The organism is Bradyrhizobium sp. JYMT SZCCT0428 (assembly GCF_018131075.1).
In the GTDB taxonomy this organism is placed as follows: Bacteria; Pseudomonadota; Alphaproteobacteria; order Rhizobiales; family Xanthobacteraceae; genus Bradyrhizobium.
In genome coordinates this window covers 1-21,469 of the sequence record NZ_JAFCLS010000038.1, presented here as the reverse complement: position 1 = coordinate 21,469, position 21,469 = coordinate 1, and the positions used below count along the sequence as shown (strand labels likewise).

Below are 21,469 nucleotides of genomic sequence, written 5' to 3'. Positions count from 1 at the left end.
CTTTAAGGTCCAGCAGCAAGAAAAGACGTGGATGGCCGGGCATAGGCGAGCGAAGCGACGCCGTCCTTCAGACGGCTATGCCCGGCCATGACGGAGACATAGGACCACCCCATGCCGCATCCGCTCGACAGCTTCTTCGCACCCGACAGCATCGCGCTGATCGGCGCCTCGCGGGATCATGAGAAGATTCCGGGGCGGCTGCTGTCGATGCTGCGGAAGAACGAATACCCGGGCAGGATCTATCCGATCAATCCGAACTATCCCGATATCGACGGGCTGAAATGCTACAAGACCATCGCCGAGATCGGCGCGCCGGTCGATCTCGCCATCATCATCATTCCCGCCCGCGCCGTGGTGGGCGCGCTGGAGGAGTGTGCCGCGGTCGGTGTCAGGAATGCCGTCATCATCTCCTCGGGCTTTGCCGAGGAAGGCGGCGACAGCGCTGTCATGCAGGACAAGATCGTCGCGATCGCGAAGCGCACCGGGATGCGGATTTCAGGTCCCAATGCCGAGGGTTTCCTCAGCGAAGTGCAGAAGGTCGCGGCCACCTTCAGCCCGACGGTCGACGTCAAGCCGGGTCATGTGCCGCTGGTCGCGACCACACGGCGGATCGCCATTGTGGCGCAAAGCGGCGGCATCGGCTTTGCCATCAAGCATCGCGCCAAGGCGCTCGGCGTTGCGATCAGCTATTGCGTCAGCGCCGGCAATGAAAGCGATCTCGGCGCCGGCGAATTTCTGGATTACATGGTGCAGGACCCTTCCACCGACGTGATCCTGCTGTTCATCGAAGGCATCCGCGACGTCGACAAATTTCTCGCCGCCGCGCGCCGCGCCGCGGAGATGCGAAAACCCGTCATCGTGACAAAGGTCGGGCGTTCCGGTGCGGGCGAGCGCGCGGCGGCCTCGCACACCGCCAGCATGGCCGGATGGTCGGCTGCCTATGACGCGGTGTTCGCCAAATATGGCTTCATCGTCTCCAACGATCTCGATGAGGCCGTGACGATCGCGGCGGTGCTGGCGACGAATCCGCTGCCGAAGGGCGACCGCGTCGCAGTGCTGACCGTGTCCGGCGGCGGCGGGATCTGGGGCGCCGATACGGTCTCGATGCAAGGCCTCAAAGTCCCGGAACTGTCGCCGTCAGTTCAGAGTGAAATCAGGAAGTGGATGCCGTCCTATGGCGCCGCGGGCAATCCGGTCGATGTTACCGCGCAAGGCGTCAGCAGCGGCGGCCTGCAGAAGACCATCGATCTGCTCGCCGTCTCCGACGAAGTCGACGCCATCCTGGTGGTGCTGTCGCTGTCGAGCGAGGTGCGGATGTGGTTCAAGGAGGCCGAGCTGAAGCCGGTGATATCGGCGCAGAACAAGCCGATCGTGTTCTATTCCTACACGCTGCCGTCGGCGTTCGCGCGCGGAGAACTCGCGAAGTCCGGCGTCGTGGTGCTGTCGGGCCTCACGCATGTCGGCGTCGCGATGCGGCGGCTGGTCGAATTCGCGAATTTCAAATTGGCGCCGCCGGCGGATGTGGCGGCATTGCCGCCGCGCGATCTATCCGCGCATCTGAAATCGACCGCGCTGTCGGAATTCGACAGCAAGTCGCTGCTGCGTGACGCCGGCATTGCATTGCCGGACGAAATGCTGGCGACGGAGCGCGCCGAACTGGATGCCGCGATCGCCCGCGCGGGCTTCCCGCTGGTCATGAAAATCCAGTCGCGCGACATTCCGCACAAGAGCGAGGTCGGTGGCGTCCGCGTCAACATCACGACCAAGGGCGAGGCGTTTACGGCCTACGGCATGCTGCTCGACAACGCGCGAAAACACCGGCCAGATGCTGCGATCCAGGGCGTGCTGGTCGGCCCGATGGCCAGAAAGGGCGTCGAGATCATCGTCGGCACGCTGACCGACAAGGTGTTCGGGCCGGTCATCATGGTCGGCTTCGGCGGCATCACCACGGAATTGTTTCGCGATGTGATCTACAGGCCGGCGCCGGTGAGTGCTGAGGAGGCGACAGCGATGCTGGGAGCTCTGAAAGCAGCGCCGCTGCTGAACGGGTTTCGTGGCGCCGCGAAGGCCGATGTGGCGGCATTGTCGCGATTGATATCAGAGCTGTCGGTACTGGCGGCGCAGCATGCGAGTGAGATTTCGGAGATCGAGATCAATCCGGTGCTGGTGCATGCCGAGGGGCAGGGCGTGACGGTTGTCGATGCGTTAGCCATACGCAAGAACTAACAACGGGTCGTCCCGGCGAACGCCGGGACCCATACGCCGCGGCCGTATTTGTCTTGAAAGGTATCTAACGCCGGTACTCTCACCGAGAGTGCACGGCGTATGGGTCCCGGCTCAAGGCCGGGACGACGTGTTGAGAGAGCGGTGCGCGCCCACGACGCTGTCTAAGAGCCTACCGCCCCTTGAAGTTCGCGACCCTTCGCTCGGCCGTCGCCTTGACGCCTTCCTTGAAGTCCTCGGTGGCGCGCAGGCGCGATTGTTCGGCGAGCTCGTGGTTGGTCGCGGCCAGCACGCGGTCGGCGAGACCGGCGCGCATGGTGGCGCGGGTCGAGAGCAGGCCGAGCGGCGAACATTCGGCGATTTCAGCTGCGAGCTTCATGGCTTCAGTGCGCACCTGATCTTGCGGCACGCAGATATTGGCGAGGCCCATTCTGGTGGCCTCCTCGCCGGTCACGCGGCGGCTGGTGTAGAAGATCAGCTCGGCGTTGTTCTTGCCGACCAGTTCGGGAAGCGTCGTGGTGAGCCCGAAGCCCGGATGAAAACCGAGTTTGGTGAAGTTGGCGGCAAAGCGCGCTTCGGGGCAGGTGACGCGGAAGTCCGCAGAGACCGCAAGGCCGAGGCCGCCACCGATGGCTGCGCCATGCACGGCCGCGACGACCGGCTTCTTGGCGCGGAAGATCCGCACCGCGTGCAGATAGAGACTGTTGATCGAACCGAGGCTGTCGGCGGGATCGCCCTTTTTGGCTGCTGCCGCCTCGGCGGCTTCCTGCTCCTGCCGCTTCGGATCGCTGAAATTGGCGCCGGCGCAGAACGCCTTGCCCTGGGCGGCGAGCACCGAGGAGCGGATTTCGATATCCTTGTCGAACTCCTCCAGCGCATCCGCGATCTGGTTGATCAGCGAGATGTCGAAGAAGTTCAGCGGCGGCCGCTGGATTTCGATCAGGCCGACATGGCCGTGCTTCTCGACGCCGATATCAGTGTATTTTGTCATTTTGTTTCCTCGTTGAATGAGCGCAAGCCAAGTTGCGCGCTAGCGCAAGCCAAGTCCGCGGGCGATGATGCCACGCAGCACTTCGGTGGTGCCGCCCTGGATCGTCAGTTTTGGTGCGGTCTTGATCGCAAATGAAAGCTGGTTTTCCAGCGTCTCGCGGTTGGTGGCGGTTTCCTCGACGAACGCCGCAAGATCGCGCACCCGGTGCGGCAGCGCCTGCTCCCATACCGTGCCGATGTCTTTCACGATGGAGGCTTCCACCACCGGCTCCTTGCCGGCCTGCAGCATGCCCGCCACCGACACCGACATGCGCCGCATCGTGTGCAACTGCGCCACCAGCCGGCCAATGCCCTCGGCGCTGCGGGTGTCCGGGTTCTTGCCGACCGCGCGGACCAGTTCGGTCAGCACGTAATAGGTTTCCAGAAAACGCTCGGGGCCCGAGCGTTCATAGGCAAGTTCGGAGGTCGCCTGCTTCCAGGCGCCGTCGACTTCGCCAAGCACGTGATCCTCGGGGACGAAGAAATCGGTGAAAACAACCTCGTTGAACTCGTACTGGCCGGTGATCTGCTGGATCGGGTTCACCTCGATGCCCGGCTGCTTCATCTTGACCAGAAACTGCGTCAGGCCGTGGCGGCGGTTTTCTTTCGTGGGCGGTGACGTCCGGAAGATCGCGATCATGTAGTCGGCGATGTGGGCCGAGGAGGTCCAGATCTTGGTGCCGTTGATCAGGTAGCCGCCGTCGGTTTTGGTGGCGCGGGTTTTGGCCGCGAACAGGTCGGAGCCCGAGTTCGGCTCGCTCATGCCGATCGCAAAGCAGACCTCGCCGCGGCAGATGCGCGGCAGGATGTCCATCTTGATGTTCTCGGGCGCGTATTTCAGCAGCACCGGGCCGCTCTGACGGTCCGCGACGAAGAAGCGCCGCGTCGGCGCGTTGGCGACGCGCATCTCTTCGGTGACCACATAGCGCTCGAGGAACGAGCGCTCATGGCCGCCATATTTCTTCGGCCAGGTCATGCCGAGCCAGCCCTTGGCGCCGACCCGGCGGGAAAATTCCGGCGCGTCGGTGTCTTCGCGGTTGGGCTGGTGCGGATCAAAGGTGCCGGCGGCGATCTCCTCGGCGAGGAAGGCGCGCACTTCCTTGCGAAGCTGTTCGCATTCGGGCGGCAGGCGGATCGGATCGAAACGGAGGGCTGCGGTCATGGTGCGTCTCTATGCAGGCAAACGGTTATGAGAATCAGCGCGAGGCCACCAGCGGCCACAATTCATCGGCGCCGCGGTTAGCTACAAGCTTGCCGAGTTCGACCGCCCAGTAGCTTTCAGAGCCGAAATCGTCGCGCCATCCGAGCGCCCGCAGCGAATAGCGATGCAGGATGTGCTCGATGGTGAAGCCGATCGCGCCATGCACCTGATGGGCGATGCCGCCGCCCTTTTCGGCTGCTTCCGAACAACGGATTTTCGCCGCGACGGCTTCAAGGAACACTTCGTCGTTGAATGAAGTGGCGTTGGCGATGGCATCCGCGGCCGAGGTCGCCGCGGCCAGCGCCGCTGCCGACTCGCCGGCGAGCCGCGCCAAATTGTGCTGCACCGCCTGGAATTTCGAAATCTTCTTCTCGAAGGCGACGCGTTCGTTGGAATAGCGCACGGAAATTTCCAGCATCGATTCCAGCGCGCCCGCGATCTGCAAGCTACGTGCGACGCCGCCCATCAGCATCAGATGGGTCTGCTCAAATCCTTTCGGCGCCGGCTTGGTCGTGACCGGTTGCACCTTGTCGAAGGTCACGGTGTCGCTGTGGTCACCGCCGAGACCGAGGCCGGAATCGATCCGGCATTTGCCGGCATCGACGAGCGCGATCGATAGACCCTTGGCATCGCCGGCGATCACCGCGATATGTTTGGCGGCCTTCGCAAACGGCACGCCGCGGGCCTTGCCGGACAGGCTGCCATCGGCGTTGAGCGTGATGCGGTCCTTCGGGCTTGCGGGTGCGACCGTCATTTCGCCGTCGGGCGAGGAGATTTTCGCCTGCACCAGCAGCCATCCCGCCAGCATGGTCTCCGCCAGCGGTACCGCGACCGCAAAACGTCCGGCTGCGCTGAGAACGGAAAAGCCTTCGGCAAGGCTCGCGCCCGAACCGCCGCAATCCTCCGGCACCCAGGACAGCGGCAGGCCGGACTCGCTCAGCGCCTGCCAAAGCGGGGCCTTCCACGCGCCATTCTTGTCGCGATTGATGGTTTGGGCGTCGGCGAGATCGGCGAAGATCTTCTCCGCGGTCTCGGCAACGATGTTCTCACTCTCCGCCACAGCGTTCCTCATCCTGATTGGCACAGCTTATTGGCACTGGGCCCGGCTGTTCCGCCAAGCTTGGGTGCAGTCTTTTCTTGCGCTTTATGATGCGGAAAAGCCATAGCCCTGACAAGCGCTGCCCGCAGGGCTGCCTGCGGCGGCGGCATACAGATCGACAGGCGAAGAATAAATTCCGCGCAACGGACTTCCCCGATTTGCAGGGACCTTGCCGCACGATATGGTAGACGCGGAAATGGACGGTTCGAACAAAGTTTCAAAACAAAAAGAGGAAATGCGGATGTCGAAGGATGGTTTGTGCGCGATCGTAACGGGTTCGGCATCCGGCCTTGGGGCTGCGACCGCGGCCATTCTGGCCAAGGGCGGTGCGCGTATCGTCGTCAATTATTCCAACAGCAAGGCCGAGGCCGAAGCGACCGCTGACCTCTGCCGCACGGCGGGCGCCGAAGTCATCGTGGTGCAGGGCGACGTCTCGCGCGACGAGGACTGCAAGAAGATCGCCGCGGCCGCCGCAGCCTGGGGACGGCTTGACGTGCTGGTCAACAATGCCGGCACCACCAAGCACGTGCCGCACGACAAGATGGATGATCTGACGGCGGAAGATTTCCAGCGCATCTACGCCGTCAACACCATCGGCCCGTTCCAGATGATCCGCGCCGCGCGCGCGCAGCTCGAAGCGGGTGCCAAGGCCTCCGGGCGGGCATCCGCCGTCGTCAACGTGTCGTCGGTAGCAGGCATTTCCGGCGGCGGCTCGTCGGTGGCCTATGCCGCGAGCAAGGGCGCGCTCAACACCATGACGCAATCGCTGGGGCGCGCACTGGCGCCGTTGATCCGCGTCAATACGGTATGCCCGGGCTACATCGATACGCCCTGGTTCACCAAGGGCCGCGGCGAGGCCGGCGCCAAGGCGGTGCGGGATTCGGTGATCGCGAAGGTGCCGCTGAAGACGGCCTCAACGGCTGACGATATCGCGCAGCTCGTCTGCTTCCTCGCTTTGCCGGCGTCGGGACAGATGACCGGCGAATTCGTGCGCATGGACGCGGGGATGCATTTGGTTTTGTGAGGATGCAATCATTTGTCGTCCCGGCCTTGAGCCGGGACCCATACGCCGTGACGTTGCTGTAAGAGCTCCGGCGTTAGAGACCTTCTGCAAACAATGACGGTCGCGGAGTATGGGTCCCGGCGTTCGCCGGGACGACGGATAGTTTTTCTATCTGTTACCCGGATCCGAAATCACGCGGCTGGCCACCAGCCGGTTCCAGATGAACAGCACGATCAGCGCGCCGACAGTGGCGGTGATGAAGCCGGCGCCCTGATTGGGGCTGTAATAGCCCAGCGCCTGGCCGATGAAGGTCGCGAGAAACGCGCCGACGATGCCGAGCACCGTGGTCAGGATGAAGCCGCTCGGGTTGTTGGGGCCGGGCGAAAGCAGGCGCGCGATAATTCCGGCGACAAAGCCGACGACGATGACCCAGATAATGCCACCCATGGCGATGGTCCTTTGCAATGTTCTATGAGGGAGAATGCGGCGCGCGAGCGCGCCGCGGTATCAAAGCCGGCCTGAGATTTCGTTCTCGTCCGGCAGCCTTCCGTCCGGGGTCAGGTGATTGATCACGTCAGGCAGATACTGGCTGAGACCCTGCAGCAGATCATTGCGCGACATGCCGGTCTGCGAGGTCAGCGATTCGATCTGGTCGGCGCCGAGCGCGCTGGCGAGATCGCCCGGTGCGATGTCCTTGTTGGGGCCGTTGCTGACCCATGAACTCGCCGCGTCGCCCTGGCCCTTCTCCTGAAACTGCTTGAGCAGGTCGCCGAGACCGCCACTGAGGATGCTGCCGGCGGCGCCGCCCGCGAGCAAGCCGCCGAGGCCGCCCTTCATCATATCGCTGAGACCGCCTCCACCCGCAGCGCCGCCCAGGCCGCCGGGCAGGCCTGCGGTCACGTTGCCGGGCAGTTTCGGCGGGGCAGAAGGCGCCGAGGGCGCTGCACCGGGCTGACTGCCGCCGAAATGTTTCACGGCTTTCCAGGCCAGCAGGGCCAGGATCGCCATGGTCATCGGCGACATGCCCTCCTTGCTGTCCGATTGCGCGTTCGGATTGCCGGGGCCGCGCGGGCCGTTCTGCATGCCGTTGAGTATGTCGAGTAAACCCATGGTCGTCTCCTGCAGCGTGGTCAGCCCCCGGGCGAAACATAACGGTGGCCCATGACGGTTACAAGGCGCGCCCGGACAAGCGGTTGCGCCTTCGATAGGCACCGGGTGCCGGTTCTGCTATCGAAGGGCCGGCAATAGAGACACTTGAAGATGAACGCAGGCCGAACGATTGGCGTGGCGGGCGCGGGCAGCATCGGCTGCTTCGTCGGCGGCATGCTGGCGGCCGGCGGCCGCCGTGTCGCATTGCTGGCACGTTCGCGCGTGATCGCCGAGATCGAGGCCAAAGGCCTGCGGCCGACGAGCTTTGAAGGTTTTGACCGGACGATCGAAGCGAAGGCGCTGAAATTGTCGGATGATCCGTCGATCTTTGCGGATGCTGGCGTTGTGCTGGTCACGGTCAAAAGCGCCGACACCGCTGACATGGCGGATATCATCGCACGGCACGCGCCATCAGATGTCATTGTCGTCAGCCTGCAGAACGGCGTCGGCAATGCCGCGGTGCTGCGCAATCGCTTGCCCGGCCGGCGCGTGCTCGGCGGCATGGTGCCGTTCAATGTGGTCACGGCAGGCGAAGGGCGGTTTCATCGCGCGACGTCGGGCGACATCGCGATCGAACAGGACGCCGCCGGTACCGCCGAAAAGCTTTCAGTGCCCGGATTGAACATGCGCCCGACCGGCAATATCGACGGCGTGCAATGGGGCAAGCTGCTGCTCAATCTGAACAACGCGCTCAATGCGCTGGCCGATCTGCCGCTGCGCCGCCAACTCGCGGAGCGGCCTTGGCGGCGGTTGTTTGCGGACCAGGTGACGGAAGGATTGGCGGCGATGCGCGCAGAGGGCATCAAACCGGTTTCGCCGACGCCGCTGCCGGCAGGCTGGTTGCCGCCTTTATTGCGTTTGCCGGATATGATCTTCGAAGCCGTGCTGGGGCGGACGATGAAGATCGATCCCGAGGCGCGCTCCTCCATGTGGGAAGATCTGCAGCGCGGCCGCCGCACCGAGATCGACTATTTTCAGGGCGTCATCACCGAGATTGCCGCTCGGCGTGGGCTGGACGTGCCGCTGTCGCGCCGGGTCGTCGAACTGATCCGCAAAGCCGAGGCCGCCGGCCAGGGTTCGCCGGGGCTGACACCGGATCAGATCCGCAGCTGAAGCGACGGGTTGCCATGAAATGGCGCCGGTGCTGCGCGAATTTTGCCTGGAGCGTTCACTGGGAGAAGCGGCATGAAACCGACACGAACAGCCTCTCTGGCGATCGCCGCCGTTCTCGGCTTTGTATCCGTGCTTCCCGCGTATGCCGTGCCGCCCGTTGCGACGCCGTCGCCGGGCTATGAGGCACGACTGCAGGAGCAGCGGGCCGCCGCGGCGCGGGCCCATAGAGCGGTCGCGCCAGTGACGAAGCCGCTGCGCCGGAGCAAGCGAGCCCGGTGAACTGGTGCTGTTGATGCGATGGTGATGACGGATTGACAGGAGTTCTCCCTCGCCCCGTTCTTACGGGGAGAGGGTTGGGGTGAGGGGCATCTATCCACGAATGCTGATGCAAGTTGAGGGACCTGTACCCCCCTCACCCGGATCGCATCTGCGATGCGATCCGACCTCTCCCCGCAAGCGGGGCGAGGTAAGAAAGTCAGCCCCGCTTCGGCTTGCTCGGCGTCGGGTTGCTCGGCGTCGCGCCGAACAGCTTCTTCAGATCGTCGATGCTTTGCGACAGTCGCGGCCATTCGCAGGAGAAGGAATCTTTTTTGCAGTTGGAAGCCTTGATGCGCGCGGCCTGCTTGACCGGGCTTGCCACCGGCACCGGGATTTTTTCGACTTCGGTTCGCAACGCCACCTGCTGCACGCTGCGTTGCGATTCCTGCTCCTGCTGCTGTTGTTGCTTGGCCGTCAAGGCCGCCGCGATGCTGCTGCGGCGCTGGCTTTCGAGATAGGCGGTATATTGCTGGTCGATCTTCTTCTGCTCTTCCGGCGTCGGGTTGGGCCCCGCGATGTCGAAGGTCCGGTCCTGCATGAAGTCGTAATAGGTGTAGCCCCCGCCAGGCTTGCGGCGGCCGGCGAACTTCGCGTTGCATTCGGCAAGCGCTGACGTCCTGTCTTCCTTGGTCTTCGCCCTCTCGGCGGCGTCAGCGCAAGATTCGAAATCGACCGGCGTGCCGCGCCACCACTGCGCATGCGCATGCACCGGGCCCAGCACGACGAGGCCGGCGACGGCTGCGATAGCGAGCAGCGATGATGGTAACGCAATCACGGACGAAGTTTCCTCAACGTGAGTTCCAAAGTTGATTTGCGGTCATGGATTAAACGGATTGTCGCCATTTTGAGAGGCCTTGTCACCCCCGGAACCTCGCGATTTCCCAGCACTGGTTTCTTGCCTGCGATCGATGGAACTCACCGGCGGTTCGCTGGAATTTAGTCTGGAAATTCAACGCGAAAGGGGCTTGGACCATTGGGCGGAAGCCGGCCGGAGGCGGCTTGCGCCGCAGTCACCCCTGTTGATGCATTGTGGCAGGACTTTGCCATTTATTCCCAGCGCCGGTCCGGTGCGGTTTCGCGCGAACATCGTGCACAACGAAGGGCGCGAGCTCACATCCGATGAAAATCCGTTCGATCCGCCGCCGGATTTCCCGGCGAGTTCACGCGAACCCGATGCAATACCCATTGGAATAGAATTTGGGCATATCAATCTGTGCAAAAAGGTATTTGATTGCCTGGGTTTGGCGCTATCAAAGATGTCCGCGAACAAGAAGAAGCATCACGGGAAACCAACTGCATGAGCGTCACCATTGCCATGGATAGCGTGCCAAAGCCGGCGTCTGACCTGATCGAGGCATTCAGGAGCGCGTCGACATCGATTATCAGCGACAACCTTGCCCGGCTGCCGGGCGCCGTGGGGCTGCGGCCGTTCCATCGCAGCGGCAGGCTGGTGGGCGTTGCCTTTACCGTCCGCACCCGGCCTGGCGACAATCTGGCCATTCACAAGGCGCTCGAACTGGTAGGGCCCGGCGACGTGATCGTGGTCGATGGCGGCGGCGACGAGAGCCGGGCGTTGGTCGGCGAGATCATGAAGAACATTGCCGAGTATCGGGGTGCAGCGGGCTATGTGATCGACGGCGCGATCCGCGACGTTGCCGCGTTCGCCGCGTCCGACTTTCCGTGCTTTGCCCGTTCGGTTATTCATCGCGGCCCCTACAAGAGCGGCCCCGGCGAAATCAATGTGCCGGTCTCGATCGGCGGGTCGGTGATATCGCCGGGTGATATCGTGGTGGGGGACGAGGACGGCGTGGTGTCCTTTCCGGCTGCGATCGCGCCTTCGTTGCTCGAGGCCGTGCGCGCCCAGACCAGGCGAGAAGAGGAAACGTTGGTGGCGATCCGCGAAGGCCGCTATCAGGGCTCCTACGGCAAATCATGATCGAGACGCAACGGACATTGGGACAACTGACGTTGAGGAAGCGACGATGAGTCAGAGGGACGAGTTTCACAATCTGGACAACCCGGATGACGGTCTGTTTCGCGATCTCGCGCCGGGTCTCACCACGCGCATTTTCGCCGGCGAGCAGGCCATGCTGTCGGTGGTGACGCTGGCGCCGCATTCGCAAGGCACCCTGCATCATCACCCCGAGGAGCAATGGGGCGTGCTGCTCGAAGGCTCAGCCGTGCGGGTGCAGGGCGATGAGGAGATTACGGTGAAGAAGGGCGATTTCTGGCGCACGCCGGGAAACGTGCCGCACACCATGCGCGCCGGGCCGGAGGGCGCCCGCGTGCTCGATATCTTCAGTCCGCCGCGGCCGGAATACAAAAAGCCGGGATCGGGCTTCGGTAATCAATAGACCTGCGAAACAAAAAACAAACGCAGCAACAATCAGGGGGAGAGAAATGAAGAAGATCACGAGACGGTCGATGCTGGCGGCGTCGGCCGCATTCACCTTCGCGCCGTCGCTGGCCTTGGGGCAAGCGGCGAAGAACATGACGCTGGTGGTGCCATTCCCGCCGGGAGGCTCCACTGACGCGCTGGCGCGGCTGCTGCAGTCTCATTTGCAAACCAAGCTCGGCCGTATCGTGCTGGTGGAGAATAAGTCGGGCGCCGCCGGTTCGCTCGGCGCGGCGCAGGTGGCCAAGAGCCCGCCTGATGGTTCGTCGTTTCTCGTGACCTTCGATTCTCACGCGGTGATCCCATCCATTCTTGAAAAGCCGCAGGTCGACGTCGAGCAGGATCTGATGCCGGTGTTTCTCGTCGGCACCGCGCCCTATGTGATCGCGGCGAACGCCGGCCGGCCCTTCAAGACGTTTGCCGATGTCGTTGCCGCGTCGAAAAAGGAGCCAGGCTCGATCAAATACGCATCCGTCGGCATCGGCACCCTCGGCCATTTGGCGATGACGATGCTCGCGAAGCAGGCCGGCGTGGAAATCACGCATGTGCCGTATCGCGGCGGCGGACCGGCCATGAACGACGTGCTCGGCGGACATGTCGACCTGATCGCGGGATCGGCGGCGCTGATCATGGCGCAGCTGGGGACCAATACGCTTCGTCCCATCCTGCAGCTGGGACGCGAGCGGATGCCATCGCTCCCGGACACGCAGACGGGGATCGAAGCCGGCTACCCCGATTCCGAGACGCTGGCCTGGTGGGGCATTTTTGCGCCCAAGGGTACGCCGCCTGATGTCATCGATGGCCTCGCGAAGCCGGTCCGCGAAATCCTGAGCGAGCCCGCGGTCGCGGCGCAGCTGCGCGAGACGCAGCAAATGACGCTGCTGCTGGCCGACGCCAAGGATTTCGGCACGTTCTTCGCCAAGCAGGTCAGCGCATGGGGCAAGGTCGTGCGCGAGAACAACATCAAGGCGTAGGGACCGGTTCTCATCCTCCTGATTTTTCGGGACGCAGTCCGGCGGCCGCCCGGCAGGTCGGCTGCGGCGCCTGCCGCAACGTGCCCGTATGATTCCGGACCTATCCCAAAGACGCATAGGAAAAGCGGCCGACTCGTGGCGAAGTTCCGGGAACCGCGCCCAACCTTTATGGCTACCGCGCGTTGTCAGGCTACGAAAAGTCACCGTTTCGGAGATCGTTGTGAACAGCACACTCACGTTGAAGCCCCGTCCCAGCAATACGGCCTTGATCGCCTGGCAGTTCACCGGGCAGCCGCTCTACGAATGGCCGAACTGGGTGCAGTCGAGCTGCTCGCTTCAACGCAGCGACGACGGACAGCTCGAGCTTCGACACGAGCGGCGGAGCGGCGCGCAGATCGTCTATCTCGGTGAGTGGCTGGTCCACGATCTCGACGGCGGCATCTGCTTCTACACCGACGCCGAAATCCGCAAAGAGTTCGAAATCGCCTGAGCGCTAGTGACCCTGAGCGCTATTGACGCAGCAAACTTCGCGGCGAAGTGTGAACCACGCAACAATCTGCCACAATCTATGGGATTATAGCTGATGTCACTCACCCAGAGGGGCAATGCTGAAATTTCGAATGGTATTTTAAGGAACTGAGACGACTCAACTGGCGCCCCTCTCCTCGCAGCATTTTCCTGATTGGAGAAACGTGATGGCAACAGAAGTGAATGTCCAGCCCGGCCATGGCAAAGCTGGCCGTCATCCGACACGACAATTTCTTGATACGCTTTCCGGGCATGACGATCCCGGCATGTTCGGTCGGATGTTTCCGACCCTGGAGCCGCTGGCGGTCGATGACAAGCCGCTGCAGGAACTCGCCGACGCGATGAAAGACCCGAACCCCGGCGACCCCGCCGGGAACAACACCAAGGTGCCGGCCGGCTTCACCTATCTCGGGCAGTTCGTCGATCACGACATCACGCTCGATCTGACGTCGTTCGGCGAGAAGGAATCCGATCCCAACGCGGTCGAAAATTTCCGCACGCCCGCGCTCGATCTGGACAATGTCTATGGCCTTGGTCCGGATGGCAGCCGGCAGCTTTACGCGCGCAATCCCGGCGACCTCGACGGCAAGACGCCTGGTCCGAAACTTCTGATCGGCAAGACCATCAGTGTGCCGGCCGGCAATGTAACCATCACCCCTCGCAATGATCTGCCGCGCAATCCTGAAGGCTTTGCGCTGATCGGCGACCATCGTAACGACGAAAACCTCGTGGTCGCGCAGACCCATCTGGCGATGCTGAAATTCCACAACAAGGTGTGCGATCAACTGGCGGCGAAGGGAACGCCGGTTGGCGAGATCTTTGCGGAGGCCCGCCAGATCGTGACCTGGCACTATCAGTGGATGGTGCTGCACGATTTCGTCGAGCGCATCACCGAAAAGGGTATCGTTGCGAAAATCCTCGAACAGGGGCGCCGCTTCTACCGCTTCAAGAAGACACCCTATATGCCGGTCGAGTTTTCCGCGGCCGCCTACCGGCTCGGCCATAGCATGGTGCGCGAGGTCTACAGCCACAACCGTATCTTCACGCCCGGTCCTGGCGGAATCGTTCCGGCCTCACTCGAACTCTTGTTCAGCTTCACCGGTCTGTCCGGCGGCATCATCGGCGATCTCGCGCCCAATCCGCCGGTGCCGCCGCTACCGATCCCGCTGTTGTCCAGCAACTGGATCATCGACTGGCGGCGTTACCATGAAGTGCTGGCCACCAATCCCGCTGACGTCAGGCTCAATCCCTCGCGCAAGCTCGATCCGTTCGTGGTGCCGCAACTGCATACGCTGCCGGGCGGCGGCGGCAGCCTGCCGTTCCGCAATTTGAAGCGCGGCGTGCTGCTCGGATTGCCGTCGGGACAGGATGTCGCCAAGGCGATGCGGATCAAAAACCCGCTGACTTCGACCGAGATCGCCAAGGGTACCGACGGCGCGGTGGCGAAGAAGCATGGCCTGCACGAGCACACCCCGCTGTGGTACTACATCCTGAAAGAGGCCGAGCAACGCGGCGGCGGCGAAAAACTCGGACCGGTCGGCGCCACGATCATCGCCGAAGTCTTCGTCGGCCTCGTGCATGGCGACCACCAGTCGTATCTGTGGCTCAAGGGCAAGAACTGGAAGCCGACGCTGCCGTCGAAGACACCGGGCGAATTCACCATGGCTGACCTCTTGCGGTTCGTCGGCGATATCAGCCCGATCGACGGCATTTCGACGGTGTAGAGCGTTCTCCAGCGAAGTGGCGTCCGCTTTGCGTCAAGAAATCGCGTCAAAACAAGAATCTGGAGCCCCGTTCCGACTCCCTCGGAACGGGGCTCCAGGCGGCAGAATCACCGGGAATCCAGCGGTTGCGCGTTCCAAATCGCGGTGCAATCGCAGGCTGGCGATCAGGCTTCCGCTCTGGTATGGAATCGCGAAGCCTGCCTGTTCGGTGGGTTCGCGGTCCCGTAGCTCAGCCGGATAGAGCGACGGTTTCCTAAACCGTAGGTCGCATGTTCGAGTCATGCCGGGATCGCCATTTAAATCAATGGTTTAGTTTCGGTGTGGCAGCTGTCAATATCGCCATTTTGACGTAGGGGCAACAGCAGGGGCAACAATCCACTGACTGGCGACGGACCGCACTGCTCCTGCGGTCACTTGCTCTTATTGGTATGCGATAAACAGCCCGGCGAGATATTCGGTTGATGCGCCCTGCAACGGCGATTCACGCGAGTGGCGCATGGTTTGGTGGATCAGGGCATGACCCTCTCAAGGCTGAAACAGGGGTTCGATTCCCCTAGGGAGCGCCAATGAATTCAATGTGTTCTCTATTCTGGCGGAACCGTTTCGAAGTGCGGTAAGCACTGGGTAAGCTACCTACTTCATTTCAGGCGATCTTCGATCGCGTATCGTTAGCGCCTAATCTCCGTCGCTACATTGATCGATTCCCGCCCCCGAGCGCCTGCAGGCCCGGTATTCCCAGGGCTCAACGAAACTGCCATTCCAACTCCACGGCGTGGCTCCAATTTTCGGGGTCTTTGCTTTTTCAGCGCGGCGTGATGCAATCTCCGAAGGTAACTGCGAAAGACTAGGCTGAGGGGCAGGATCATGAGAGTAGCTTTGATCGCCATAGCGTTACTGATTTCTACGCTGGGCGCCCGTGGTCGATGACGGAATGACGTCTTGCGAATTTGCTCTCATGATGTGCTGGGGATGTGCACGGGCCTTGCACCGCAGTCCACTGGCTTTTTAATTGCAACCGTATCGCAAGGGGAAAAGCAAAAATGCATGTCGGCATACGCCTATTTTTTGCTGGCTCGCCCAGTGGAAAGCGGGGACAAGATGACTGCGGTCGATTGCCTACTTTTAGTTCGCGGTCAGATGTCCGCGGCCCGTGGATTGGAGTTCCGACATGCTAGTTCGCCCCCGTGATTTAGCCGACCGCATGACCGGCGAACGGCTGTCAGAAACATTCACGTTGCCGCTTGCGGCGGCTCGTAGCAAGGCCCGCGAAATTATTGATCAGGCACCGCAGAGCGGTTTCACCCCTGTCATCGAGAAGTGGCGGCAACTGCCGGACGGTCAGATCTCATTTGTGATCCGGAACTTCCCGACCATGGACTGACGGCGAAGATCGCCGACGGTTTTCAACGTCTCGCCAATCGCGCCAAACCTTTCCACCCCGCCGCGCAATCACCTGGAAACAAATCGGCCCCATCCTCTCGTCATCAAACGACGGGGGACCGACCATGCTAAACTCCATCTTCAATGCGATTTATCGCCACTTCCTCACCGCCGCCATCGTTGGCATGGCAGTGACCCAGGGGAGCCGCCGGTGACCGAGGTCGTAGCAGCGGTGTTGGCCTTCCTCAGCTTAGGTGTTTTCCTGGCTCACGCGTTGGACGCCTATCGCACCGGCTAGCGAAGGTTGCCGGCGCCTGAGGCTGGCGTTTAACTGATCCGGCGAATGATCGCGGCCCGCATCATCGACCGATAAAAGGCGGCGTCGCTCTCGCTGATGATTTCCTCGCCGATCGGGTAATGATCCGAGCCGGCTGCCAGTAGTGACAAAAGCGCCTCTACTGGGCCAATCGGTCCGTAGCCGTTTTCCCACTCGAGAATTGTGCCGCCGCCGCTCTCCGGCGGGAGACCGCAAAGCTTGGCCATATCGCTAACACTCAGCAGCCGGCCGATCGCCTCGCCAAGGTCCTCGCGTAGCTTCTTAAGCTCGGCGCCTGTCACTCCCGTCCCCAGTCCTATGCAAAAGCCGCCGCTGATGCCCACAGCGACGGCTCCTACGCGTTTACTTGTGACCACCAGAAGGTCACCGGCAAGTTTGCCCGCGAACGGTTAATCGGCGGTTACCGTAACTGGCAAGGTTCTTGCGATCGTTAGCCTAAACCACTTGGCATTGACGCCAGGTCTCCGGGAGCCGCCAGTGAACAAGCAGCGTCATACTGAAACAGCCAGTGCAATAGCGATCCGAGAAGCCAGGGTGATCAGAATCCTGCTGGCTGATCTCGACCGCACCATCGGTCTGCTGGATGGCGATATCGCCGCGGAGGAGGAACGCTCACAGGTCTTTGACATTTTCGACCATCGGTATTCCTGCTAGCACGGACCCTGGTGGCAAGACGTGACAACGTCAAGGTCACGGTCGCCACCCTCGCGCGACGCCTGCGCGCCATCACTGCGGCCATACCCGAGGCCATTCCAGAGGCGGCCTGATCCCACGTCAGGCCGCAGCTACGGTTCGATCTTCCCGCCGTCGGGCGGGAGCTGACACAGATGGTTCAGTCCAGCTCTGGTGAGGCTTCCTTCGTCCCGAATGCCCTGTTTCGAAAGCTGCACAAGACGCCTTGCCAATTCAGTCCGAGCGACATCCTGATTGAATGTCACCCGCCCGGAGCGGTAGTAGGTTTCCCACGCTCGGTCGAACGCTCTGGCGAGCGATCGGCGGATGTCTTGGTCATCGTCTGGCATGCGTGGAAACTAGGTAACAAAAGAGAAACCCGCCAGTGGGAACCGGCGGGTTTTCGAATTGCCGCTAATTGAACAGGGCGGCCCGGCGAGACCGGAACATACCAGGGCACATGTCAGTTAACTCGTGACTCTCATCAAAGGATTCCGAAGATGAACAGGATCGCCGCAGTCGCCTTTTCCGCTCTACTTGCTTCTACATCTTTGGTAAACGCGCAAGGCAGTGCCAGTTCGGGCGGGAGCGCTAGTTCAAGTGGCAGTGCAAGTTCAAGTGGCAGCGCAAGTTCCAGCGGTAGCTCCAGCGGGAGCGGAAGCGCCGCTAGTACCGCAACCTCCCCAACCGTCCGACCGTAGGTCAAGGCCAGGGCAGCAGCGTGTCGACAACCCCGCCCGCCCCCGACGCAAAATCAAACAAACAATAAAGTAACACTGCTCTGGCTGCGTGAGGGCCTCAAGTATCAGGCTAACCTCGTCGGGCAAGGAGAAAACCCGCCGGCGTGAATAACCGGCGGGCTCCGCGATGCACTAGCGGAACTTCAGGAAGCTGAAAGAGGGCAGCGAGAAGTGCTGGTTGATCGCGAAGTGAGAGAAGTTGCTGAGTGAATTCCAGCGCGGCGGAAGCGGCTGCGGATTCAGACCGCCCGCGACCGCGTCCAGGGGTCCGAAAGGAGATTGTTCTTAATCGCACTTTTCAGAGTGGTCATTGTGATGTCTCCCGAATGAACAGGTTTAAGATCAAGTGCGCCGGTCAGCGCACGCGAACTATGACATTCGGAGCAAGGGCCTTCCGTGACTCATGTCACAAACTTGAGAAAGCCAGCCGGCGGGACCGTCAGACAGCTTCTGCATTCAAAACCGCAGAGCTTTATCGACCGCACTTATAAAGTTGCGAAGCCATCCTAGTCCGTCGCCGCCACCGGTGCCCTTGCCGTTCCTGGGGTTTCCGCGGCCCCGTTTCGGGGCGTGCCGCCAGTAATGATGGAAAGTTGTTCGTCGTTGAGTTGATCGTATTTCATGGCGCGGTGTCCTCTGTGGCGGCGATCCATTTCTCCCATGTCGTCTCCATAGAGATCCCTCAGCCGGCGCGGCTGTTACTTGGGGAACAGGCGGCAACTGGCCCGCGGGCGTCTCACCTCGTTCACGGACCTGTTATCGAACCCTCAGCACGCTCGCAGCGAACTAACGACGCTGGGGGATTTCAGGGCCCAGTACCTAAGCCAACGCCGCCCAGCCAACATATTCGGCTGGCGCGGCGTTGCGCGTGCGTCCCAAGAAAAAGTCCTGCCGGTGGGGCGGGGCTAAGTCGAGAGGTATCATCGCTACGGCCCGCGTGTGGGCCGTAGAGAGCATATCCAAACCCCTGGAGAGAAATCCGCTGGCGTGAACCGGCGGGCCGGGAAAAAGAGAGCCCTCGGGAGCGGCCCGTCACTTGGGGGGCAACGTTGCGGTGACCGCCGGTTCGTAGCCGTTATCGGGTAGTTTCAGGTACAGACGCAGTGGGAGTAATCGGAGTTCCCGGCGCTAACGGTCGTGGCGGACCGCCAACATCGGCAACAGCCGTACCGGCCGGATCCTTCTCGACTAATCTCGGACTCCACGGCCCCGAAATTAACAAAAGAGCCATAACGGCCATCGCAACAAAGGCGGGCATCATCGGCCAGCGCATCCTGCTCATCGTGCTTCTCCCGTGGCCAAGAAATCCTAACCCGGTTGAACGTCACTTTCAGCGCCGGGGCCACGCGGCCGCAAGCTAAAACAATGCCGGGCAGTCACAGACGTTCCGGCAAAATTCCGTGCAATAAGCCCCGCCGGTTAGGGCGGCGCGAAGTGCGGAAAGTGAACATTGCTCTGGCCGCGTGAGGGCCACAAGTATCAGGCTAACCTCGCCGGGCAAGGAGAAAACACGCCGGGCGTGAAGGGGCGGGCTTGAACCTTGCCTCTACTGATCAAGCATCGGAGGTAAACGAAAGTTGTAGCTTACGTCCTTTTCGGATATCGAGAACAACGTTGATGCTGCGCATCAACGTTAACGATGCAAGCCGCCTTTTAGAGTCCCTACGTTGTCCGTGTAAATGATGCCGGCAGCTATGCCGCCAGTTATCGCAAGACCGAGGACGACCCCTATCTCTGCCAGGATAAAACCGCCGCCGTTCACTTGGTCTAATTCGGCTTCGGTAAGTGAAGTCTGCTGGTTATCAACGTGCATTTGTCAGTCTCCATGGCTAGTTGAGGGCGGACCCATTCCGCCTCCCCAATTAGCGATCCTAACTAGTCGCTCTTGCCGCGACCGTGATGCCGATCACAGTCACCGCATGGACTTGCGCCTTTGGGCGGAACTAGTGGATCGCGATTATTGGAGGTGCATTTTTCTACGTGACTTGGCACATCACTGAAATGCTATTTGAACGCCCGGAATATTATGGATTCGCGAGGTTGGTCTTGAATGAAATTGACCAATCACGTGGGCAAAATGAAAACTGGCGGTTGACGGTAAAGCGAAGGGCGTTATGCGCGGCCGCGCCTACCTGTGATGACCGATTTATCATTATCCGGTGCGGCCATAATGCCGGCTGGAATAAGCGTCCGTGTCGTACTGGGAATGGGCAAAGCTAATCGGCGCGGCGCCACAGATTGCTGTTGGGGATGACTTTCTCAACCTCGCGGTAGACGGTTTAGAGGATCGTCAATCCATGGACGTGAGTTTTTTCAACGACATCCGTCGAGCCGCTAGCGCGGGCCGATCCAGTTCAAAAATCATTGGCGACAAGTTCGTAAGAACCCTGAGTGTTCCTGACATACTTTTTGGCGGCAGCGACAATAATCAAATCGCGGCTCGCGTCAAAAGCACTTAAGAACCCGGCCTCATCAAGGCTAGCGTCTTGGTCAAAGCGTCTTCATTTATAAAAAACGAGGCCTCGCTAGCGCTATCGTAGCCCCAGAAATGCACGGCGCGCCGCGTCCGATCGACTGGGATTTGGAAACTCGATCACGTATTCAAAACTCTCTTAGGGCGACGCGGCTGAAGTTTCAGCCAAGGTACCAGATAGCCGGGTGCTGGTCGCGACAAAAAAGGTAGTCCATTTTCCCCTCCGTCATGGCGCACCCATTTAAAATCGCCTCCTTGTAAACTTTCTTTAGAGTGGGATCAGCGAGAATTGCATCGCCTGCGTTGAAAGTTGTATCTTCAGTCCACTCGGCATCGGGCAGCAATTTGGATAAAGCCGCCGTGCTCGTTGCGTAAGCCACACGAGAGGGCGATTGGCCAAACGACACTTTTTCGAGGAATCGACGAAGCCGGTTCATTTGTTCGACCCGTTGCGTGTCGCAGTAGCCGCATCTACCTCCTCGGCCAGCTTTTGCCACTCTTCAGCAATTTTAAGCCAGTTCGCCTTATCTTGCTGGCGTGCGAGCTTGCAGGAATCGTAGGTGGCACTCGTCAGCGTTATGCTGCGTCCCGGCCAAGCTTATCTTTGGCCGGGACTTGTATTTGTGCATCGGCTCAGCGGACCAACGTTATTTCCGTGGGCCGCCAAGCCTTAGTGAAGAACGATTCACGCGGGCTGTAGAGGCGAAGGAGGGTGAACCAACCCTTGCCAGGGGTGGTCTGTATCCAGTTGCCATCCTTCGCTGCGGCATGCTTAGTTGGGCCGAAAAAGATCGTCGTCGAGCCGTCCACTTCCGCAACGGCGGCAGGTGAAGGATACGTCTGGCTTCCCGCGCGCGGGTAACGCTGGGGCGTCTGCAACATCGAGCGAGTCTGGTTGTCATCGTCAGTTTGCGTTCCGAAAATCTGATCCGCCGCCCGCGACACCTTGAAGGCGTCCTCTTTCCAGACGCGGTGGCGGTTACTTTCCCGCAGGCTTTCACGGATTGCGACTTCAAGAATTGCCCCGTGGCTTGCTTATAGCCATGAAAACATGGCCGAAACTATGTAAATGTGAAATCAGAAGCTAGGAGCTGGTTCTTGTTTACGCCGA

At 61.3% G+C, this 21,469-nt stretch carries 23 protein-coding genes, 1 tRNA gene and 1 pseudogene; 14 read left to right on the top strand and 11 right to left on the bottom strand.

The window, feature by feature from the left end:
• Positions 1 to 111: 111 nt before the first annotated feature.
• The gene (locus tag JQ575_RS31195; RefSeq protein WP_212037021.1) at positions 112 to 2,226 is read left to right on the top strand and encodes an acetate--CoA ligase family protein; all 2,115 of its coding nucleotides are present in this window, start codon (positions 112 to 114) and stop codon (positions 2,224 to 2,226) included.
• A gap of 169 nt (positions 2,227 to 2,395) precedes the next feature.
• Here JQ575_RS31195 and JQ575_RS31190 read toward each other — a convergent pair whose 3' ends face one another.
• Genes JQ575_RS31190 through JQ575_RS31180 form a run of 3 tightly spaced genes read right to left on the bottom strand, consistent with a single transcriptional unit; the run spans position 2,396 to position 5,513 of the window.
• Positions 2,396 to 3,214 carry an enoyl-CoA hydratase/isomerase family protein gene (locus JQ575_RS31190; protein WP_212037020.1) on the bottom strand — a complete coding sequence of 273 codons (819 nt, stop codon included), beginning with the start codon at positions 3,212 to 3,214 and terminating at the stop codon, positions 2,396 to 2,398.
• A gap of 39 nt (positions 3,215 to 3,253) precedes the next feature.
• Positions 3,254 to 4,414, bottom strand: coding sequence for an acyl-CoA dehydrogenase family protein (locus JQ575_RS31185; RefSeq protein WP_192736508.1), 1,161 nt, complete (start codon positions 4,412 to 4,414; stop codon positions 3,254 to 3,256).
• Positions 4,415 to 4,448: 34 nt separating this feature from the next.
• On the bottom strand, positions 4,449 to 5,513 hold the full coding sequence (locus tag JQ575_RS31180; protein WP_212037019.1) for an acyl-CoA dehydrogenase family protein: 1,065 nt from the start codon (positions 5,511 to 5,513) through the stop codon (positions 4,449 to 4,451).
• A 280-nt stretch (positions 5,514 to 5,793) separates the two neighbouring features.
• Here JQ575_RS31180 and JQ575_RS31175 point away from each other — a divergent pair, with 280 nt between their 5' ends.
• Positions 5,794 to 6,576, top strand: coding sequence for an SDR family NAD(P)-dependent oxidoreductase (locus JQ575_RS31175; protein ID WP_212037018.1), 783 nt, complete (start codon positions 5,794 to 5,796; stop codon positions 6,574 to 6,576).
• Positions 6,577 to 6,723: 147 nt separating this feature from the next.
• Here JQ575_RS31175 and JQ575_RS31170 read toward each other — a convergent pair whose 3' ends face one another.
• Together JQ575_RS31170 and JQ575_RS31165 are read right to left on the bottom strand one after the other, a co-directional pair.
• The gene (locus tag JQ575_RS31170; RefSeq protein WP_212037017.1) at positions 6,724 to 7,002 is read right to left on the bottom strand and encodes a GlsB/YeaQ/YmgE family stress response membrane protein; all 279 of its coding nucleotides are present in this window, start codon (positions 7,000 to 7,002) and stop codon (positions 6,724 to 6,726) included.
• 60 nt (positions 7,003 to 7,062) lie between these two features.
• A complete protein-coding gene (locus JQ575_RS31165) occupies positions 7,063 to 7,665 on the bottom strand; it encodes a YidB family protein (protein WP_212037016.1) in 603 nt (200 codons plus the stop codon).
• Positions 7,666 to 7,815: 150 nt separating this feature from the next.
• Between JQ575_RS31165 and JQ575_RS31160 the strand changes: the two genes are divergently transcribed.
• Positions 7,816 to 8,817, top strand: coding sequence for a 2-dehydropantoate 2-reductase (locus JQ575_RS31160; protein ID WP_212037015.1), 1,002 nt, complete (start codon positions 7,816 to 7,818; stop codon positions 8,815 to 8,817).
• A 72-nt stretch (positions 8,818 to 8,889) separates the two neighbouring features.
• The gene (locus tag JQ575_RS31155; RefSeq protein WP_212037014.1) at positions 8,890 to 9,096 is read left to right on the top strand and encodes a hypothetical protein; all 207 of its coding nucleotides are present in this window, start codon (positions 8,890 to 8,892) and stop codon (positions 9,094 to 9,096) included.
• A gap of 196 nt (positions 9,097 to 9,292) precedes the next feature.
• Here the strand turns inward: JQ575_RS31155 and JQ575_RS31150 are convergent, their stop codons facing one another.
• Positions 9,293 to 9,910 (bottom strand): hypothetical protein, encoded by a 618-nt coding sequence (locus JQ575_RS31150; RefSeq protein ID WP_212037013.1) that lies wholly within the window; start codon positions 9,908 to 9,910, stop codon positions 9,293 to 9,295.
• 133 nt (positions 9,911 to 10,043) lie between these two features.
• Here JQ575_RS31150 and JQ575_RS31145 point away from each other — a divergent pair, with 133 nt between their 5' ends.
• The 8 genes from JQ575_RS31145 (at position 10,044) to JQ575_RS31110 (ending at position 16,137) form a co-directional block, all read left to right on the top strand.
• Positions 10,044 to 10,436 carry a hypothetical protein gene (locus JQ575_RS31145; protein WP_212037012.1) on the top strand — a complete coding sequence of 131 codons (393 nt, stop codon included), beginning with the start codon at positions 10,044 to 10,046 and terminating at the stop codon, positions 10,434 to 10,436.
• Positions 10,433 to 11,071 carry an RraA family protein gene (locus JQ575_RS31140; RefSeq protein ID WP_212037011.1) on the top strand — a complete coding sequence of 213 codons (639 nt, stop codon included), beginning with the start codon at positions 10,433 to 10,435 and terminating at the stop codon, positions 11,069 to 11,071. The genes JQ575_RS31145 and JQ575_RS31140 overlap by 4 nt, the downstream gene beginning before the upstream one ends.
• 46 nt (positions 11,072 to 11,117) lie before the next feature.
• Positions 11,118 to 11,489: a cupin domain-containing protein gene (locus tag JQ575_RS31135; protein ID WP_212037010.1), complete on the top strand. Its 372-nt coding sequence runs from the start codon at positions 11,118 to 11,120 to the stop codon at positions 11,487 to 11,489.
• Between the two features lie 46 nt (positions 11,490 to 11,535).
• Complete coding sequence (locus JQ575_RS31130) at positions 11,536 to 12,504, top strand: tripartite tricarboxylate transporter substrate-binding protein (RefSeq protein WP_212037009.1); 969 nt, start codon at positions 11,536 to 11,538, stop codon at positions 12,502 to 12,504.
• Between the two features lie 220 nt (positions 12,505 to 12,724).
• Positions 12,725 to 12,994 (top strand): hypothetical protein, encoded by a 270-nt coding sequence (locus JQ575_RS31125; RefSeq protein ID WP_212037008.1) that lies wholly within the window; start codon positions 12,725 to 12,727, stop codon positions 12,992 to 12,994.
• Between the two features lie 205 nt (positions 12,995 to 13,199).
• Positions 13,200 to 14,756, top strand: coding sequence for a heme peroxidase family protein (locus JQ575_RS31120; protein WP_212037007.1), 1,557 nt, complete (start codon positions 13,200 to 13,202; stop codon positions 14,754 to 14,756).
• A 218-nt stretch (positions 14,757 to 14,974) separates the two neighbouring features.
• Positions 14,975 to 15,051: transfer RNA gene (locus tag JQ575_RS31115), tRNA-Arg, on the top strand.
• Positions 15,052 to 15,924: 873 nt separating this feature from the next.
• Entirely contained in the window at positions 15,925 to 16,137 is a 213-nt protein-coding gene (locus tag JQ575_RS31110) for a hypothetical protein (RefSeq protein ID WP_212037006.1), read from the top strand.
• Between the two features lie 326 nt (positions 16,138 to 16,463).
• On the opposite strand, the gene JQ575_RS31105 is transcribed toward JQ575_RS31110, so the two are convergent.
• Positions 16,464 to 16,754 carry a hypothetical protein gene (locus JQ575_RS31105; protein WP_212037005.1) on the bottom strand — a complete coding sequence of 97 codons (291 nt, stop codon included), beginning with the start codon at positions 16,752 to 16,754 and terminating at the stop codon, positions 16,464 to 16,466.
• Positions 16,755 to 16,950: 196 nt separating this feature from the next.
• Here JQ575_RS31105 and JQ575_RS31100 point away from each other — a divergent pair, with 196 nt between their 5' ends.
• Positions 16,951 to 17,127, top strand: coding sequence for a hypothetical protein (locus JQ575_RS31100; protein ID WP_212037004.1), 177 nt, complete (start codon positions 16,951 to 16,953; stop codon positions 17,125 to 17,127).
• A 2,391-nt stretch (positions 17,128 to 19,518) separates the two neighbouring features.
• Here the strand turns inward: JQ575_RS31100 and JQ575_RS31095 are convergent.
• A complete protein-coding gene (locus tag JQ575_RS31095; protein WP_212037003.1) occupies positions 19,519 to 19,698 on the bottom strand; it encodes a hypothetical protein in 180 nt (59 codons plus the stop codon).
• A 379-nt stretch (positions 19,699 to 20,077) separates the two neighbouring features.
• On the opposite strand from JQ575_RS31095, the gene JQ575_RS31090 reads away from it, so the two are divergent.
• Positions 20,078 to 20,344: a hypothetical protein gene (locus JQ575_RS31090; RefSeq protein ID WP_212037002.1), complete on the top strand. Its 267-nt coding sequence runs from the start codon at positions 20,078 to 20,080 to the stop codon at positions 20,342 to 20,344.
• Here the strand turns inward: JQ575_RS31090 and JQ575_RS45040 are convergent.
• The 3 genes and pseudogenes from JQ575_RS45040 to JQ575_RS31080 form a co-directional block, all read right to left on the bottom strand.
• Positions 20,341 to 20,439: a hypothetical protein gene (locus JQ575_RS45040; RefSeq protein WP_312016054.1), complete on the bottom strand. Its 99-nt coding sequence runs from the start codon at positions 20,437 to 20,439 to the stop codon at positions 20,341 to 20,343. The genes JQ575_RS31090 and JQ575_RS45040 overlap by 4 nt on opposite strands.
• 80 nt (positions 20,440 to 20,519) lie before the next feature.
• A complete protein-coding gene (locus JQ575_RS31085; protein WP_212037001.1) occupies positions 20,520 to 20,795 on the bottom strand; it encodes a hypothetical protein in 276 nt (91 codons plus the stop codon).
• Between the two features lie 196 nt (positions 20,796 to 20,991).
• Positions 20,992 to 21,258 (bottom strand): annotated as a pseudogene (locus JQ575_RS31080) (DUF1214 domain-containing protein); the annotation flags it as partial.
• Positions 21,259 to 21,469: the final 211 nt, after the last annotated feature.

Bases quoted from the DNA above. Each gene is read 5' to 3' on its own strand.
- JQ575_RS31195 (WP_212037021.1), top strand. From the start codon at position 112: ATGCCGCATCCGCTCGACAGCTTCTTCGCACCCGACAGCATCGCGCTG.
- JQ575_RS31190 (WP_212037020.1), bottom strand. From the start codon at position 3,214: ATGACAAAATACACTGATATCGGCGTCGAGAAGCACGGCCATGTCGGC.
- JQ575_RS31185 (WP_192736508.1), bottom strand. From the start codon at position 4,414: ATGACCGCAGCCCTCCGTTTCGATCCGATCCGCCTGCCGCCCGAATGC.
- JQ575_RS31175 (WP_212037018.1), top strand. From the start codon at position 5,794: ATGTCGAAGGATGGTTTGTGCGCGATCGTAACGGGTTCGGCATCCGGC.
- JQ575_RS31170 (WP_212037017.1), bottom strand. From the start codon at position 7,002: ATGGGTGGCATTATCTGGGTCATCGTCGTCGGCTTTGTCGCCGGAATT.
- JQ575_RS31165 (WP_212037016.1), bottom strand. From the start codon at position 7,665: ATGGGTTTACTCGACATACTCAACGGCATGCAGAACGGCCCGCGCGGC.
- JQ575_RS31160 (WP_212037015.1), top strand. From the start codon at position 7,816: ATGAACGCAGGCCGAACGATTGGCGTGGCGGGCGCGGGCAGCATCGGC.
- JQ575_RS31155 (WP_212037014.1), top strand. From the start codon at position 8,890: ATGAAACCGACACGAACAGCCTCTCTGGCGATCGCCGCCGTTCTCGGC.
- JQ575_RS31145 (WP_212037012.1), top strand. From the start codon at position 10,044: ATGGAACTCACCGGCGGTTCGCTGGAATTTAGTCTGGAAATTCAACGC.
- JQ575_RS31140 (WP_212037011.1), top strand. From the start codon at position 10,433: ATGAGCGTCACCATTGCCATGGATAGCGTGCCAAAGCCGGCGTCTGAC.
- JQ575_RS31135 (WP_212037010.1), top strand. From the start codon at position 11,118: ATGAGTCAGAGGGACGAGTTTCACAATCTGGACAACCCGGATGACGGT.
- JQ575_RS31130 (WP_212037009.1), top strand. From the start codon at position 11,536: ATGAAGAAGATCACGAGACGGTCGATGCTGGCGGCGTCGGCCGCATTC.
- JQ575_RS31120 (WP_212037007.1), top strand. From the start codon at position 13,200: ATGGCAACAGAAGTGAATGTCCAGCCCGGCCATGGCAAAGCTGGCCGT.
- JQ575_RS31110 (WP_212037006.1), top strand. From the start codon at position 15,925: ATGCTAGTTCGCCCCCGTGATTTAGCCGACCGCATGACCGGCGAACGG.
- JQ575_RS31095 (WP_212037003.1), bottom strand. From the start codon at position 19,698: ATGCACGTTGATAACCAGCAGACTTCACTTACCGAAGCCGAATTAGAC.
- JQ575_RS31085 (WP_212037001.1), bottom strand. From the start codon at position 20,795: ATGAACCGGCTTCGTCGATTCCTCGAAAAAGTGTCGTTTGGCCAATCG.